Below are 15,217 nucleotides of genomic sequence, written 5' to 3' on the forward strand. Positions count from 1 at the left end.
ACGGTTTCTCCGCCGACAATCGAAATACGACAAAGGACTTTACCTTGCACATGCCGCTGACTAGCCCCAATCACTTCAACTCCGACGCACGGACGCCTGACAGGCTTGAGCTCGGCGTGTGCTACTACCCGGAACAATGGCCGCGCGGGAAATGGGCGGAGGACGCCCGGCGAATGGTCGAGCTCGGCCTCTCCTGGGTTCGCATCGGTGAGTTCGCCTGGGCGAAAATAGAGCCGCGGTCGGGCGAATTTCATTGGGAATGGCTGGACGAGGCGATCGATGTTCTGGGCAAGGCCGGCCTCAAGGTCATCCTCGGCACGCCGACGGCGGCCCCGCCGAAATGGCTCGTGAACCGCTATCCCGAGATTCTGCCGGTGGACGCGACCGGAGCGGTGCGCAAATTCGGCGCGCGACGCCACTATTGCTTCTCGAGCCGGCGTTACCGCTCCGAGGCGGCGCGCATCACCGAGGCGATGGCGCGCCGCTATGGCGAACACATCTATGTCCATGCCTGGCAGACGGACAATGAATATGGCGACCACGACACGATCTACAGCTATTCCGCCGAGGCGGTCGGGGCGTTCCGCTTGTGGCTGGCCGAACGCTACGGCTCGATCGATGAGCTGAACCGCGCCTGGGGCACCTCATTTTGGTCGATGCGCTACGATAGCTTCGAGGAAATCGACCTGCCGAACAATCTCGTGGAGGAGCCGAGCCCCACCCACGGGGTGGATTTCATCCGCTTCTCTTCCGATCAGGTGAAGAGCTTCAACAAGGCGCAGGTCGACATCATCCGGGCGCATTCGCCCGGGCGACCGGTGACGCACAACTTCATGTCGCAGAACACCGATTTCGATCATTACAGGGTGGGCGAGGACATCGACATCGCCTCCTGGGACGTCTATCCGATGGGCGGCCTGCTCAACGGACGCCTCGCAGCGAAGGACAAGGAGCATTATCTCCGGGTCGGGGATCCCGACCAGCCGGCCTTCAACCACGATCTCTACCGCGCCGTCGGCCGCGGCCGCGTCTGGGTCATGGAGCAGCAACCGGGGCCGGTGAACTGGGCGGCGCACAACCAGTCCCCCGCCGACGGCATGGTGCGGCTCTGGACGTGGCTCGCCTATGCCCATGGGGTCGACATGGTTTCCTATTTCCGCTGGCGGCAGGCGCCTTTCGCGCAGGAACAGTTTCACGCGGGCCTCCTTCTTCCAAACAGCGACGCGGATCAGGGCTATCTTGAAGTCGCCGAAGTCGTCGCTGAAATGAAGCGCCTGCCCGAGGGAGAGGTGCGTGGCAAGGCGCAGGTCGCGATTCTTCTCGACTATGAATCTCGCTGGGCGACACGCGTCCTGCCGCAGGGGCGGAGCTATTCCGCTTCGGCGGTTGCGCTCGACTGGTATTCGACGGCGGCCCGCCTCGGCGTCGATGTGGATTTCATCGGCCAGCACTCGGACCTCGACGGATACAAGCTGATCCTCGCGCCGGATCTCGTCATTGCCGAGGAGGCTTTCGTGGAGCGGCTCGCGCGAGCGGATGCCAAGGTGGTCTTCGGTGCGCGCAGCGGCAGCAAGACGAGGGACATGCACATCCCCGAGGGACTACCACCAGGACCGCTGGCGAAGCTCATCGATGTCAGCGTCTCGCGGGTCGAGTCGCTGCCGGAGTTTCACAGCGAAACCGTTCTCTATGGCAACGAGGCCTACGAGGCGGGCGGTTGGCGCGAGACCGTCAGGACGAACGAGACCGTTCTCGCAAGCTTCGACGGGGAGTATCGTAACGGCACGCCGGCGCTCGTCGGCAACGACAAGGCACGCTACCTGGCGGTTGCGGCCAACGGGGCATTGCTCGACAAGGTGATCGGCGACGCGCTCGGCTGGGCTGGGTTGGAAAGCCTGCCCGACCTCGGCGATCTTCGCGTGACGCGCCGTGGCAATCTCCGTTTCGCCTTCAATTTCGGCCGGATCCCCGCGGAGGTGCCCGCGGGCGCCTCGGCCGAGTTCTACGTGGGAGGCCGCACGCTAAAACCCGTCGATGTTGCGATCTGGAAAGAATGAACCCCGGAGCATCGATGTAGCCGACCTTTCGGCGAGGTCACATCGTCGTGAGCTTGGATTGCACTTGATGACTTGTCGTGCCGTTCGCCCTAGGTCGAACGCATGACTATGCTCGTTATTACGCTCCTTGCACTCCTCGGTTTCCACTCGGCGGCAGCCGCGCAGGATCAGTCCGTCACCACCTTGCTGACGAGCCTGGAGACCAGGGACGAGTTGAAACCGCTGAAGACTGTGGTCGTTGCCAGGGACGGTGAGACGATCGCCGAGAAGGGTTATCGCGGCCACACGCCCTCGGAGTCGACCAACATCAAGTCGGCGTCGAAATCGATCGTGTCCGCACTTGTGGGCATCGCGATCGACAAGGGTCTGCTCGACGGCCCGGAGCAGAAGATCGCGCCGCTCCTGAAGGAAGACCTCCCGTCGCAGGCCGACCCCCGGATCAACGACATCACCATCGGCAACCTGCTTTCGATGCAGGCGGGATTGGGGCGGATGTCCGGACCGAACTACGGCCGCTGGGTGTCTAGCCGCAATTGGGTTCGTTTCGCACTGGCACAGCCATTCGACGACGAGCCCGGAGGGCGGATGCTTTATTCGACCGCCTCGACCCATCTGCTCTCGGCAATACTGACCAAGGTCGGCGGCAGGCCGACACTGGCGCTTGCGCGCGAATGGCTCGATCCGGTCGAGGGTTTCCGGATCGGTGCCTGGGAGCGGGATCCCCAGGGCATTTATCTCGGCGGCAACCAGATGGCGATGAGCGCGCGGTCGCTGCTTGCCTTCGGCGAGCTCTATCGCAATCGCGGCCGCACCGCGGACGGACGGCAGGTCGTCCCGGCCGATTGGGTCGAGCTTTCCTGGCAGCCGCGCACCGCCTCCCGTTTTACCGGCGACGGCTATGGATATGGCTGGTTCACGCGCCGGATCGGCGACGAGGATGTGTATTACGCTTGGGGTTATGGCGGCCAGATGCTCTACATAGTGCCGTCCCTGAACCTGACGGTGGTCATGACGTCGGATGAAAGCGGCCCCTCGGCACGCAACGGCTATCGCGACGCCCTGCACGGGGTTCTGGCGGAGATCATCTCCACCGCCAAAGCGGATTGAGGCAGGATGGTTCTGCCCTGAGGGTATTAAACAAGAATATTAGGAAGAAGCGGTAAGGGCGCGTCAACCCTTGATGAATTGACGCGCCCTTACGACTGACTGTTGGCCAGCGGGTTTTGCTATGCCGTTGGCTGCTTCGTCTTCCGGAGATAGGGAAGCACGGTGTCGAAAGAGCCGAAACGCTGCACGGCGTCCTCGTTGGAGACGGCGGCCGTGATGATGACGTCCTCGCCCTGCTGCCAGTTGGCGGGCGTTGCCACCTGATGCTTGGCAGTGAGCTGGATCGAGTCGATGGCGCGCAGTATCTCGTTGAAGTTGCGGCCGGTGGTCATAGGATAGGTGAGGATCAGCTTGATCTTCTTGTCGGGGCCGATGACGTAGACCGAGCGCACCGTGGCATTGTCAGCCGGGGTGCGGCCTTCGGACGTCTCTCCGGCGCCGGCCGGCAGCATGTCGTAAAGCTTTGCCACCTTCAGATCGCGGTCGCCGATCAGCGGGTAGTCGACCTCGAAGCCGGTCGCGACCTTGATGTCGTTCTTCCACTTGGAGTGGCTCTCGACCGGATCGACCGAGATCCCGATGATCTTGACCCCGCGTTTGCGGAACTCCGGCTCGATCCCCGCCATGGCGCCGAGTTCCGTCGTGCAGACGGGGGTGAAGTTCTTCGGATGGGAGAAGAGGACAGCCCAGCCGTCGCCGATCCATTCATGGAAATTGATCGTGCCCTGCGTTGTCTCGGCGGTGAAATCAGGGGCGGTATCGTTGATGCGCAGACTCATGGCGTGTTCCCTCCTGTACGACGAAATTTCGCTAAGAATAACGCAATCTCCGCCGTTTTCGAGGAGGAAACGAGCGATTGACGGCGGCAGAAGGAATGACTGCATCATAGCTTGCCAATCTGCGGGTATATTTTTGCCGGCTGGCCTAAAAGATAGGTCTTACAAGCCTTTGCGCGGTCGCGTTGACATCGGTCTGCTACAGCCGCATAGATAGCGCATTCCGAGGGGAGCACTAGACGGTGCTGAGATGGCGTTGAGCCGGACCCTTGAACCTGATCCGGGTCATGCCGGCGTAGGAACGGAAAGAAGGCCGCCAGCGGCAAGTTCGCCTTTTCATCGCCTTTTCCTGGATCTCCGTGATGTTCCGTCTGGAGATCGATCGATGACGTCCATTGCCGTACCACTCGCAAGCATCATCTGCCCTCGTGCGAAGGAGGACTGCGCATGACGGCGATCGCGCTCAGCATCGCCGGCTCGGACTCGGGCGGCGGCGCCGGCATTCAAGCGGACCTCAAGACGTTTTCAGCGCTCGGCGTTTACGGCGCCAGCGTCATCACTGCGATCACGGCCCAGAACACCAGGGGTGTGACGGCCGTCGAGGATGTTTCCGCTGAAATCGTGTCGGCGCAGATGGACGCCGTCTTCTCCGACCTCGACGTGAAGGCCGTCAAGATCGGCATGGTCTCGCGTCGGGAAACGATCGCCGCCATTGCTGATGGATTGCGCCGGTTCGGGAAACTGGCCGTCGTGGATCCCGTCATGGTGGCTACCTCCGGCGATGCGCTGCTTCGTCCGGATGCCGTTGCCGCGCTCATCGAAGAACTGTTGCCGCTGGCGCTCGTCGTCACGCCCAATCTTGCCGAGGCCGCGCTCATGACTGGGCGCGCAATCGCCGGGGACGAGGCGGAGATGGCGCGCCAGGCGGAAGCGATCATGCGGACGGGCGCACATGCGGTTCTGGTCAAGGGCGGGCACCTGAAGGGCCAGGAGGCCACAGACCTCTTCTTCGACGGCGACACTCTTGTCCGCCTTCCCGCCGGGCGGATCGAGACGCGCAACGACCACGGCACCGGCTGCACGCTTTCGGCAGCCATTGCCGCCAGCCTTGCGAAAGGCGTGCCGCTGATCGAAGCGGCGAGCGCAGCCAAGGCGTATCTGCATGCCGCAATCTCAGCAGCCGACAGCCTGGAGATAGGTCAGGGGCGCGGTCCGGTTCATCACTTCCACCGATGGTGGAAAGATTGACTGCCGGGTGACGGCTCGGGGCGCTGAAGTGCCTCGCTATCGCCACGGTTGTTCAGCAGCATGACCGCTCCATGGCTTCGATTGGCAATCGGTTTTCGCGATATGCACTTTCTTACCCGCCGGCTGGAGGCTTTCAACCGTGACGACCTGCCGGATTGGCGGCGGTCGCCAAGCAGGGCGCGGCGTGCTCTTTCGATCCTGCCGTCGCTGGTCGAATATTCGCTCTTCTACGCGCTGGCACTGATTGCCCTTACGGCGGTCATTGCGTTAATGGCAGCCGCTTGGATCGTCGATCGCCGCAGGGTCTGACGGCGAAAGGCCGCGCACACAAGTGGCGCGGCCGCGGTCGCCTCAAGCGGCGGTGTTTTCCGTGGTCGTATTCTCGACGTAATATTTGCCGTAGCGATGGCGATATTTCTCCGCCCCGTCGAAGTCGCTGTATTTGCCGAGTTCGTTCATATCCGTCTTGTTGAGGATGACGCCCAGCACCTTCGAATTGATCAACGGTTCCGAGTGGAGCAGATCGCGTACGAGCCGCGAAGGCGTCCTTCCCCATTCGACCACGAAGAGAATGCCGTCGGCCAGCGGCGCGAAGGCCTTCGCGTCGACGACAGGGGCGAGTGCGGCAAGATCGACGACGACATAATCGAAGGCGTTGCGGGCGTTCTCGATAAGGTTCGCCATGGCCGGCGAGGCGAGCAGTTCGTTGCTCTGATGCCGCTGATGCGAGGCGCCGCCGGCCGGAAGGATTGCGAGCTTGGTGCGCTGGTCCACCTTGATTCCGGCGGGCCAGGTGGCTTCTCCGGTCAGCGTTTCGACGAGCCCGGTGCGCGGGGCGGGCGTGATCATCTGCGTCAGTCCCGGCTTGCGTATATCGGCATCGATGAGCAGGGTGCGCTTGCCGCTCGCCGCCAGTAGTGCGGCGAAGTTCGCGGCAATGATCGATTTTCCCTCGTCCGGAAGGGCCGATGCAATGGCGATCACGCGGCTTTCGCTGCCGGCCAGCATCTGGTCGCAGGCAAGCTTGGCGTTGCGGAAGGTTTCCGCGAAGGTCGAACGCGGCGCATCGACGACGATGCGCGAAAGTCGTTGGAACGGCATCGTATCGTCCACCGCTTCGTCGTGTCTTTTCACCGAGCCGAAATGCGCATGGACCAGTTGTGCCTTCTTCTTCATGCGCGTTCCGAGCAGCGGAACGTAGCCGAGCGAGCGATGGCCGAGGATCGAGCGTATGTCGCCCTCCAGGCGGAAAGTCCGTTCGCGGAATTCGAGGAAGGCCGCGTAAGCGCCGCCGACCATCATGCCGAGCACGGCCGAGAGCGCGAGAGTCATGGTTTTCTTGGGGCTCGACGGCGACACGGGCACGCCGGCCTCGGAGATGACGCGAGCCTTGGCGATCGGGAAGGATTGCTGCTGCGTCGCCTGTTCGTAGCGCCCGAGATAGGACTCGTAGAGCGTCTTCAGAGCCGCTGCCTTCTGTTCGAGCTCCCTTAATTGCACGAGTTGCTCGCTGGCGTCGGAGGTCTTGCCGGCAATGCCTTGGATGCTCTTCCTGAGCGATTCCTCGCGCGACTGGGCGACCTCGTATTCGTTCTTGTAGCTTGCGGTGAGTTGCTGCAGTTCCTGGTAGATCTGCCGCGCGACATCCTCCTGCTCGGCGCGGAGCGATACCGCCTGCGGGTGGTCGGCGCCGAAATTGTCCGAGACTTCCCGCTCGCGCTTGCCGACGGTGAGATAGCGCGTCCTCAGGTCACGGATCACCGAATTGTCACCCTCCTTGGAGGAAATGGTGGCGTTCTTGACCGCGTTCTCCGGTCCCTGGTCGACGATCGACTTGTATTGGTCGTAACGGGCCGACGCACTTGCCGTATCGGCCTGGGCGACGATGAGCTGGCTGTTGAGGTCGGCCATCTGCTGCTCGGACATCAACTCGCCCCGCGCAGCCGTCAGACCGTTTTCGGCCCTAAAATGCGCGACTTCGAGCGCGGCGGCCTGCGAGCGCTGCTGGAGGTCCGTAAGCCGTTCCTGCAGCCAGACGGATGCGCGCTCGGTCGCCTCGAAATTGGCGTTCAACTGATCGGTCAGATAGGCACTTGCGTAGCCGCGCGCGATGGTCGCCGCGAGCAAGGGGTCGCTCGAGCGAAAGGCAACGGCCACGACCGAGCTGCGCGAGACACGCTCGACCGCGAGCGATTGCTGTATGATCGCGGCCGCCTTCTGCCGCCGTCCGTTGCGCGCTGCCTCCTCCGTGACATCCGGCCCGCCCGAAAACAGCCCGGTTGCCGTCTTCAGCCATTCCTTGACCATGTCGACCGGGGAGCGCGGCGGATTGAGGATGGTATCGTTTTCCGAAAGCTTGAGCTTGTCTACGACGCGCAGGGCGAGTTCGCCGGACTTCAGGATCTCGACCGCGCTCGCAATCTGGGTATCGAGCATCTGGCTGTTTACCGGGGTAGGTTCTTCCTCGGCGTATTTGGACAGGTTTTCGTCGAGAAGGATCTGCGTCATCGACGTGTAATAGGGCGTGGCAAACAGGAGATAAGCGGCCCCCAGCGCAATGAAGAGCACGACGAATGCGGCCACAAGCCGGGCACGACGAAAGACTGCGGCGACAAGCCGGTCGAGGTCGATAAAGCCGTCTGACTGTTCTTCGCTGGGCATGATGCTGCTCAATGGAACGCTTCTTTGTTTCATGGGGGCCGTTCTGTTCATCTTCTTCTCCGGTCCTTGTTCCGGCAGTCCCGCAGGACTGCCGGAAGCCGCCGCTTATGCCGCCCGGATGCGGCTTTCGTGAGACAGAACCATGTCGCGGACGGATTCGAAAACGATATCGCCGATGTCCGCACGAGCAAGGGCGAAGGCGACATTGGCTTCGATGAAGCCCTGCTTCGAGCCGCAGTCGAAGGTGCGGCCTTCATAGGGATGCGCGTGGAAGGACTGGGATTGCGAAAGCGTCAGCATGCCATCGGTCAACTGGATCTCATTGCCGGCGCCGCGCGTCTGATGGGCCAGAATCGAGAAGATTTCCGGCTGAAGGATGTAGCGACCATTGAGATAGTAGTTGGACGGTGCCTTTCCGGCGGCGGGCTTTTCGACCATCTCGGTTACGGAGAAACCGTGCCGGACCGTCTCGCCCTTGCCGACGATGCCGTATTTCGATGCTTCCTCGGCGGCGCATTGCTCGACGCCGACGACGTTGCCGCCAACCTCGTGATAGAGGTCCATGAGGCCGGCCACGCAACCGCGCGCGCCGAAGGAGACCATGTCCGGCAGCAGAAGCGCGAAGGGCTCGTCGCCGATCAGGTCACGCGCACACCATACCGCGTGCCCGAGGCCGAGGGGGGCCTGCTGACGGGTAAAGCTGACCGAGCCGGCTGCCGGCAACATGGCCTCGAGTTCGGAAATCTGCGCGCTTTTGCCGGAGCGTGAAAGCGACGAGATGAGCTCCGGCGCGTCGTCGAAATGGTCCTCGATCACCTGCTTGTTCCGGCTGGTGACGAAGACGATATGTTCGATTCCGGCCTGGCGGGCCTCGTCCACGGCATACTGAACGACTGGCCGGTCGACGATCGTCAACATCTCCTTGGGCACTGCCTTCGTCGCCGGAAGGAACCTCGTTCCGTTTCCGGCAACCGGGATTACTGCTTTTCTGACGGTCCTGACGCGGTCCATTTTATCATCCTTTGCTTATGTGGGGGTCGTTGCCCAGCGGGGATCTTTCAGCCGCCGCCGTCACGGGGGCGGCACGGGGGGCCGAATGGGAGGAGGGATGCACGAAACGCGCGGCAAGGCGGCGCAATCGGGCAGCGATCGGCATGCTGAGATGCCGGAGCGCAAACGGGTCGGCCAGAGCGGTCTTGAGCGCGCCGGCCAACGATCTCTTTTTCAACTGCTCGACGAGGACCAGGAACGAGCGAGCTTCGCGGAAGCCGCGCATGCGCCTGTGCTGCATTTTCTGAGCCAGGCCGTCGAGCGCGTAGCGGCGCAGGAACGCCTCGTCGGCGGCGATCATCGCGTCTATGTGATCGAGCCTCAACACACGCGAGATGGAACCCTCGCGGATATGATAGATGTAGCCGGCGGACGGCTCGACCGCGCAGCGCCCGCCACAGGCAAGGGCCGAGGCCAGCAGGATGTAGTCCTCGCCGATGCGCAGCGTCTCGTCGAAGCGAAGCTGCTGGTTTTCCAGGAAGCGGCGCTCGAAGATCGGTTTCATGTAGCCGAAATTGTGCTCGGATCGAAAGAGCACGTTGGACTCGATGAAGGCGGGAAGCGTGAGCTGCGGCAGCCGGGCGAGTTCGGCTTCGGAGAACATCCTGAGACTGCGTCCGTCCAGCGAGACGACGTCGAGATTGTCGACGGCGATCTGCGCCCCGGCCGCGTCCGCTCGCTCGATCATCCGCCTGAGCCGGTCCGGCCGGACTGTATCGTCCGAATCGAGAACGGCGATCCACCGGCCGCGCGCCGCCCCGATGCCGGCATTGCGTGCGCCGCCCGGACCGCGGTTGCGATCAAGGGCGATCATGCGGACCCGGGGATCCGGGATCGCCGCCACGAGCGCGGGCGTCGCATCTGCCGAACAATCGTCGACCACGACGACCTCGACGGTTACACCTTCCTGCGCCAGTGCGCTTTCGATCGCGCGCACGATCGTATCCGCGGAATTATAGGCGGCCACGACGAATGTGACGTCGGGGACCTTGTCGATCGCCGGAGGGTTCATGCCGAGGTCACCTCGCGGGCTCCGTATTGTTCGATTTCCTTAAGCCCCAGCAGGCCGCTGATGACGCCGGCATGCAGTACGGCGCGTAGCGCAAAGCGGTTCCGCCTTGCGGCCGAAGGAAAGCAGAGGACCGCGGCAGTTGCGCAAAAGCAGGATTTTGCCCCGGCAAGGGCGATATTCCAGGCCTGTCGCAAGCCATGGGCTTTCTCGGCGAGAAGGCGTCCATGGGTCTGTCCGGAGCGGAAACGACGCTTCGCGAGCCAGGCAAGCGAGGCCCTGTTTTCCGGTACCGGCTCATGCACCCATGCTTCCGGCGAAAAGGCGATCGTTCCGCCGGCGCAGTGCATCCCGGTGAAGAAATCCGTGTCCTCGCCGCCGCTCTTGCCGAGTGAAAGCTTGAAGCGCCGGCCAAGGAGCGAAGCCGCATCGCGCCTGAGCAGCGCATTGCAGGTGTATCCGGTCCGGATCTCACCTTTTACCCAGACCGGCAGTGTCGAGTGGAAATCGCCGCTGCGCATCCAGCCGGGGGCCGCAGGCCCGTAGTGCGCCCTGACCGGGCCGAGCACGGCGGCGGCTCCCGTGGTGCGCGCCGTTTCCAGAAGGCGGGTCAACCAGTCGCCGGAAACGGTCTCGTCGTCATCCAGGAAGGCGAGGAAGTCGCCGGTGCTGTTGTCGAGGCAGCAATTGCGGGCGATCGAGATATTCGAGTGAGGGCAGTGAACGTAGAGGATGTCGAACGGCATCTCCGGCCGAAGTCCTTCGACCAGAGCCCTGGCGCTCGGTTCCGCGTCGTTGTCGGCCACGATCACGCGCAACCTGGCGCGCTCCGGCACGTTCATCGCAGCCAGCGAGCGAAGCGTTTCGGCAAGCTCCGGCCGGCGGTACGTGCAGACGCCGATGTCGATGTGAAGAGTTTCATTCGGCATCAGGCCACCCTGCGGCGGAAGTCGAGGAGTTCCCGCCAGAACCCGGCGGACCAGGCAAGGTGCATGACCATGGCTGCAACGGCGGCGAGCGGTCCATAAGGATTACGCTGGCCGAGCGCCATCCAGACGCCATAGCCGAGGCATGCGGCAGCCCAAACCCCGACTGGCACCACGGCCATCCAGTTGACGATCGCGAGAAGCGCGCCGAAAGCGATGGGTGCCACCGCAAGCGGCAGCATCTGCCTGAGCCCCGGCATTGCGCGATGCTTGAGGAAGTTCTTTGCCCGGCCGCGGCCGTAGCCGAAATATTGCCAGAACAGCGGGACGAGCTTGGCACGCGGATAGTAGACCATGCTCGTCTTGTCGGTCATCCAGATCCGGTAGCCGGCCTTTCCGAGGCGATAGTCGAGTTCGGCGTCCTCGTTGTGGCTGAAGCTCTCGTCATAGCCCCCGACAGCCTTGAAGGCTTCGATGCGCATCAATGCATGGTGACCGTGCTCGGCCCAGTGACCGACGGCACCGGTGCGGTGCTTCGAACCGCCATTGCCGAGCTTGGAGTTCTGCGCGAAGGCCGTTGCCTTCTGGAAGGTGCTGAAACCGACGGTCTGCATGGCGACCACGACCGAGTCTGCGCCGGTCGCCAGCGCGTCCTCGACGAGCCGCTCGCAATAATCGTCCGGATAGGTACCGTGGGCGTCGATGCGGATCAGGTAGTCGCTGCCGGCGCCGAGTTCGGCGACCGCACGATTCACCGCTGCGCTTTGTATGCGCTTCGGATTGTCGAGGAAGAGCACCCGTGGATCCTCAGTGGCAAGGCGCCGGGCGATCTCCCGCGTTCCGTCCGTGCTGCCGCCGTCGGCAATGACGACCCGCGCGTTCAACGGTGTGAGTGACGGGCGCAGCTTTTCGATCAGCGCCTCGATATGCGAGGCCTCGTTGAGACAGGGTATGACGATAAGGCTCGACGTGGACGTCAGTTCATCTGAGCTCATAGAAATCCACCTTCTTTGTGGCTGGAACCTGCCATCGCGACTACGGGAACGGTCTGCGGCGCCTGCAGCGTGAGCGTTGCCAGCTGCCGCACCAGAGCTTCGCAATCCGTCCGGTCGAACACCCAGGATCCCGGATTGCAGCGGCTGATACGCTCCGCGGCGTCGGCATAGCAATTTGGCGTCAGCGGACCGAGAACCGTGGCGAGGCTCTCGACGTCGGCTCCCTCGAGAACGAGGCCGATGCTCCGCACGGACAGGAAACGAGCGGTCTCCGTCCCCTTCATGGCGATCGGGATTCGGCCGTGGCGGCAGCCTTCGTAAAGCCTGTTCGGCAGCAGCCAGGCAGAATTCTGGCCCTCCTCGAAGAAGTCGATCGCCCAGGTGAAATGGACCTCGCCATAGATTTCCGCCAGGTCTTCGGGATTGCGATAGGCGCCTTCGAACCGCATGAAGGGCTCGTTGCGAACGAAGCCGTCGAAATCGTCGAATTCGGAATAGGCGGGCCTGCCGCGCATGACGATCTCGAAGCGGCCCTCCATCTTGCGCGAGAATTCGGCGAGAAGGGCGAGCGACCTGCGGCAGCGAAGCGCTCCGAACCAGCCGATCTTCCAGGGTGCGCCGGGCGGCGGGCTCTCGGCCGGTGAGGCCGTCCGCCGCTCGACCGTGCCGTCGATTTCGAGCACCTTGTTTTCCAGAAGCATCGGCGGAGCGCCGATGCCGGAAAGGGGCCGGAAATAATGCTCGATGAAGGCGGGGGAACTGGTGATCAACAGGCGCGCATCCTTGCCGAGTTGGCCTTCGGCCGCGCGCAGCATCCGCCCGACGATATCCTTGCGCAGCATGAGGCGGTGGATATCGAGGCATTCGTAGACGATGGGAACCGTGCCGCCGAAGAACGCGACCGCTCTCCTCGCCACGGCAAGCATCTCCAGATTGCGGGCGATGATGACATCGGGCTTGCGGAGATGGCCGAGCTGGCGTTGCAGCGACAGACACGCGCGGGCGACGGCACCGATTCGCTGAGCGAAACGGCCGTCGGCGGTGGTTCCGAGTTCGATCGGCTCGACGCCGTCGATGGCCGCCAGCGGATTGTCGCCGCGGCGGAAGCCGGCGAGCGTCACGCGTGCGCCGCCCGCGACGAGCGTCAGGGTTCTCCGGCGCACTGCGGGATCGGCAAGATCCTGTGCCAGATAGAGTATCTGCAGCATGAAAACGTCCGTTTTCCTGCCCAGCCCGGGGCCGAGCTTAGTTCAATTCTTTGTGCACTGCAACAAAATGGATAAATTACACAGTTACCGGCCATTCACTCGGATTGCGCCCGCTCCAGCTGGCAGGCGACCGACTCGGCGAACTGGCATTCGTCGCCGGCAGCCGTGAAGGCGACTCGATCGACCTGGAGCTTTGTCGGCTCCTTGTAGGAGAAGGTGCCCATCCAGTCGGTGAGCGTGTCCGTACCCCAGAGGCTGAAGAAGATCTTCTGGGCGTTTACCGGGATCTTCGCCGGATCGGTCACTTCGTGAACCAGTTCGCCGTTGACGTAGTACCGGATGCGGTTCTTTTCCCAGACGAATGCGTAATCGTTGAAACCCTGGTTGGCGCCGCCCGGAACGTCGGCGAGAAATTCGTTGCCGCCCGTTGCCGATACATACTGGTTGATCTGGACCTTCGCGGTGTTCTTTCCGAGAACCTCGAAATCGATCTCGTCATGCGGCTTCTTGTCGGCGGGGCCGATATAGGTGAAGAAGGCCGAGTTCAGGCCGGAACCGTCGGCCGCCTTTATCCGCGCCTCGTAGGTGCCGTAGCCGAAGCGCTTGCGCGTCTGGATTTCGCCGCAGGCGAAGTTGCGCTCCTTTACCTTCTTCTCCTCGAAGGTCAGCTCCAGAATGCCATCGACGGTCTTCACCTGCTTCTTCGACCAGGTGCAATTCTGATGCCCGCCATTGTTCCATCCGTCCGAGACGAACCAGACGCGGGTGTCGAGGGTGTCGAAATCGTCCTTGAAGGACTTGCCGTTGGCGCCTTCCTGGGCGGCCGCCGCGGTCGCGAGGCCGGCGAGAGGGAGCGTTGCGATGAAAGCGAGACGGGCAAAGCGTCTGTAGCGATCGATTGTCATTGTCGTTACCTTTGCTGGGGCGAATAGCCTGCCTGCGCGCCTTGCGGCGGCTGCGTGGCCATTCGTTTCGCACCTGCTCGGCTGCCGGTAAGCACTGCGAGCAGGTCCGGCGACAAGCGCCGTACGAGATTGTGGGACGCGACGAGGATCGCAATGGCGATGAACGGCGCGGTGAAATAGAAGAGCGGATAATAGCTGAGCCCGGTGCGGTTCCAGATCATCCAGAACAACACGAGCAGCGGATAGTGGCCGCAGAAGATCCAGAAGCTCAGTCCACTCCCGCGACCCAATTTTTCACCGAAGCGCGTGCGCACGAGCAGCTCCGAGATCGCCCAGGAGCCGATGATGCCCGCAATCGACGTCAGGCGAAGTGCCATGTCGAGCCAAAGCGGGAAATCCGGGCCGGTGTAATAGAGGCCGACGGCGATCACGACTGCGATCGCGAGGAACCCAGCCGCGATCGGTGCCGCGAAGCGATCGAGCATTTTGATGTTCACGCCATGCAGGCTGGCATAGATTCCAGCCGAGAAGCCGAACAGGATCGACTTCTTGAGAAAGATCCCGTTTGGCAGCGGCAGGATCGCATAGGCGAGCAGTGCAAGGAGCGTCACGCGCGGATAACGGCTCACCAGCAATGCCAGAAGCGGCGACAGCAGGATACAGAGCATGAGGTCGCGCAGGAAATATAGGGGCAGGTTGACGGGTGTTGCCTCGACCGCGAAGGCCATGCTCAGCCACTGGCGCGGGGTCGCATTGATCGTGTCGGGCAGATAGCCGAAGCCGAGGCCCTGGCGCTGAATGGCGTAGACGACCACAAAGAAGGAGCCGCTCCAGATAAGGAACGGCAGGAGAACGGTCCGCGCCTTGGTCTTCAGCGTCTTCCAATAGTCGAAATCGGCAAGGCCTCTGCGAAAGAGAAGATAGCCGGAGATCGCGCTGAGGCAGGGCACACCGATGCGGAACAGGCTTTCGCCGAGAAAGACGCGAAGCCAGTCCAACATGCCGTAGTTGCCCAGAAAGGGACTCCACTGCGGATTGTACGGGACGTGCACGAATACGATGCCGGAGATCAGCAGAATACGCATCAGGTTGATGCGCGCCGAGACATTCGCGTCCATACTCACGATATCAGTCACTCCCTATCGGGCAGCGCCTCGCGGCAGCCGTTTCAACAGAGCAGACCTCAGCCCGCAGGAAGAGAAACTAGGGCACTCCCGAAGAAAAAATATGGCGTTGCAGCAGAAAAGCGAACAGAATCATGCTGCAGTGCACCTA

Annotated in this window: 13 protein-coding genes and 1 riboswitch; of the genes, 4 read left to right on the forward strand and 9 right to left on the reverse strand. The window is 62.7% G+C overall.

What is annotated here, in order from left to right; genetic code table 11:
* Positions 1–44: 44 nt before the first annotated feature.
* Positions 45–2,057 (forward strand): beta-galactosidase, encoded by a 2,013-nt coding sequence (locus M1D34_RS19680; protein WP_498783815.1) that lies wholly within the window; start codon positions 45–47, stop codon positions 2,055–2,057.
* Between the two features lie 102 nt (positions 2,058–2,159).
* A complete protein-coding gene (locus tag M1D34_RS19685) occupies positions 2,160–3,164 on the forward strand; it encodes a serine hydrolase domain-containing protein (RefSeq protein WP_498783817.1) in 1,005 nt (334 codons plus the stop codon).
* 119 nt (positions 3,165–3,283) lie between these two features.
* On the opposite strand, the gene M1D34_RS19690 is transcribed toward M1D34_RS19685, so the two are convergent.
* Entirely contained in the window at positions 3,284–3,943 is a 660-nt protein-coding gene (locus M1D34_RS19690; RefSeq protein WP_004434881.1) for a peroxiredoxin, read from the reverse strand.
* A 213-nt stretch (positions 3,944–4,156) separates the two neighbouring features.
* Positions 4,157–4,259, forward strand: a riboswitch (TPP riboswitch).
* Positions 4,260–4,387: 128 nt separating this feature from the next.
* Between M1D34_RS19690 and thiD the strand changes: the two genes are divergently transcribed.
* Positions 4,388–5,188: a bifunctional hydroxymethylpyrimidine kinase/phosphomethylpyrimidine kinase gene (thiD, locus tag M1D34_RS19695; RefSeq protein WP_498783819.1), complete on the forward strand. Its 801-nt coding sequence runs from the start codon at positions 4,388–4,390 to the stop codon at positions 5,186–5,188.
* A gap of 60 nt (positions 5,189–5,248) precedes the next feature.
* Entirely contained in the window at positions 5,249–5,497 is a 249-nt protein-coding gene (locus M1D34_RS19700; RefSeq protein WP_033048577.1) for a hypothetical protein, read from the forward strand.
* Positions 5,498–5,539: 42 nt separating this feature from the next.
* Here M1D34_RS19700 and exoP read toward each other — a convergent pair whose 3' ends face one another.
* From exoP to exoH, 8 genes are all read right to left on the reverse strand, one after another.
* A complete protein-coding gene (exoP, locus tag M1D34_RS19705) occupies positions 5,540–7,900 on the reverse strand; it encodes a succinoglycan biosynthesis transport protein ExoP (RefSeq protein ID WP_498783821.1) in 2,361 nt (786 codons plus the stop codon).
* A 54-nt stretch (positions 7,901–7,954) separates the two neighbouring features.
* Complete coding sequence (locus M1D34_RS19710) at positions 7,955–8,860, reverse strand: UTP--glucose-1-phosphate uridylyltransferase (protein WP_498783823.1); 906 nt, start codon at positions 8,858–8,860, stop codon at positions 7,955–7,957.
* A 4-nt stretch (positions 8,861–8,864) separates the two neighbouring features.
* Positions 8,865–9,911: a succinoglycan biosynthesis glycosyltransferase ExoO gene (gene exoO / locus M1D34_RS19715; protein WP_498783825.1), complete on the reverse strand. Its 1,047-nt coding sequence runs from the start codon at positions 9,909–9,911 to the stop codon at positions 8,865–8,867.
* The gene (gene exoM, locus M1D34_RS19720; protein ID WP_498783826.1) at positions 9,908–10,837 is read right to left on the reverse strand and encodes a succinoglycan biosynthesis glycosyltransferase ExoM; all 930 of its coding nucleotides are present in this window, start codon (positions 10,835–10,837) and stop codon (positions 9,908–9,910) included. The genes exoO and exoM overlap by 4 nt, the downstream gene beginning before the upstream one ends.
* Complete coding sequence (gene exoA / locus M1D34_RS19725) at positions 10,837–11,829, reverse strand: succinoglycan biosynthesis glycosyltransferase ExoA (protein ID WP_004434899.1); 993 nt, start codon at positions 11,827–11,829, stop codon at positions 10,837–10,839. The genes exoM and exoA overlap by 1 nt, the downstream gene beginning before the upstream one ends.
* Positions 11,826–13,037, reverse strand: coding sequence for a succinoglycan biosynthesis glycosyltransferase ExoL (gene exoL / locus M1D34_RS19730; RefSeq protein WP_498783828.1), 1,212 nt, complete (start codon positions 13,035–13,037; stop codon positions 11,826–11,828). The genes exoA and exoL overlap by 4 nt, the downstream gene beginning before the upstream one ends.
* A gap of 95 nt (positions 13,038–13,132) precedes the next feature.
* Positions 13,133–13,942, reverse strand: coding sequence for an endo-1,3-1,4-beta-glycanase ExoK (gene exoK, locus M1D34_RS19735; protein WP_127658146.1), 810 nt, complete (start codon positions 13,940–13,942; stop codon positions 13,133–13,135).
* Between the two features lie 5 nt (positions 13,943–13,947).
* Positions 13,948–15,060 (reverse strand): succinoglycan biosynthesis protein ExoH, encoded by a 1,113-nt coding sequence (exoH, locus tag M1D34_RS19740; protein WP_498784316.1) that lies wholly within the window; start codon positions 15,058–15,060, stop codon positions 13,948–13,950.
* Positions 15,061–15,217: the final 157 nt, after the last annotated feature.

The sequence above is a fragment of the Ensifer sp. D2-11 genome (assembly GCF_054161295.1).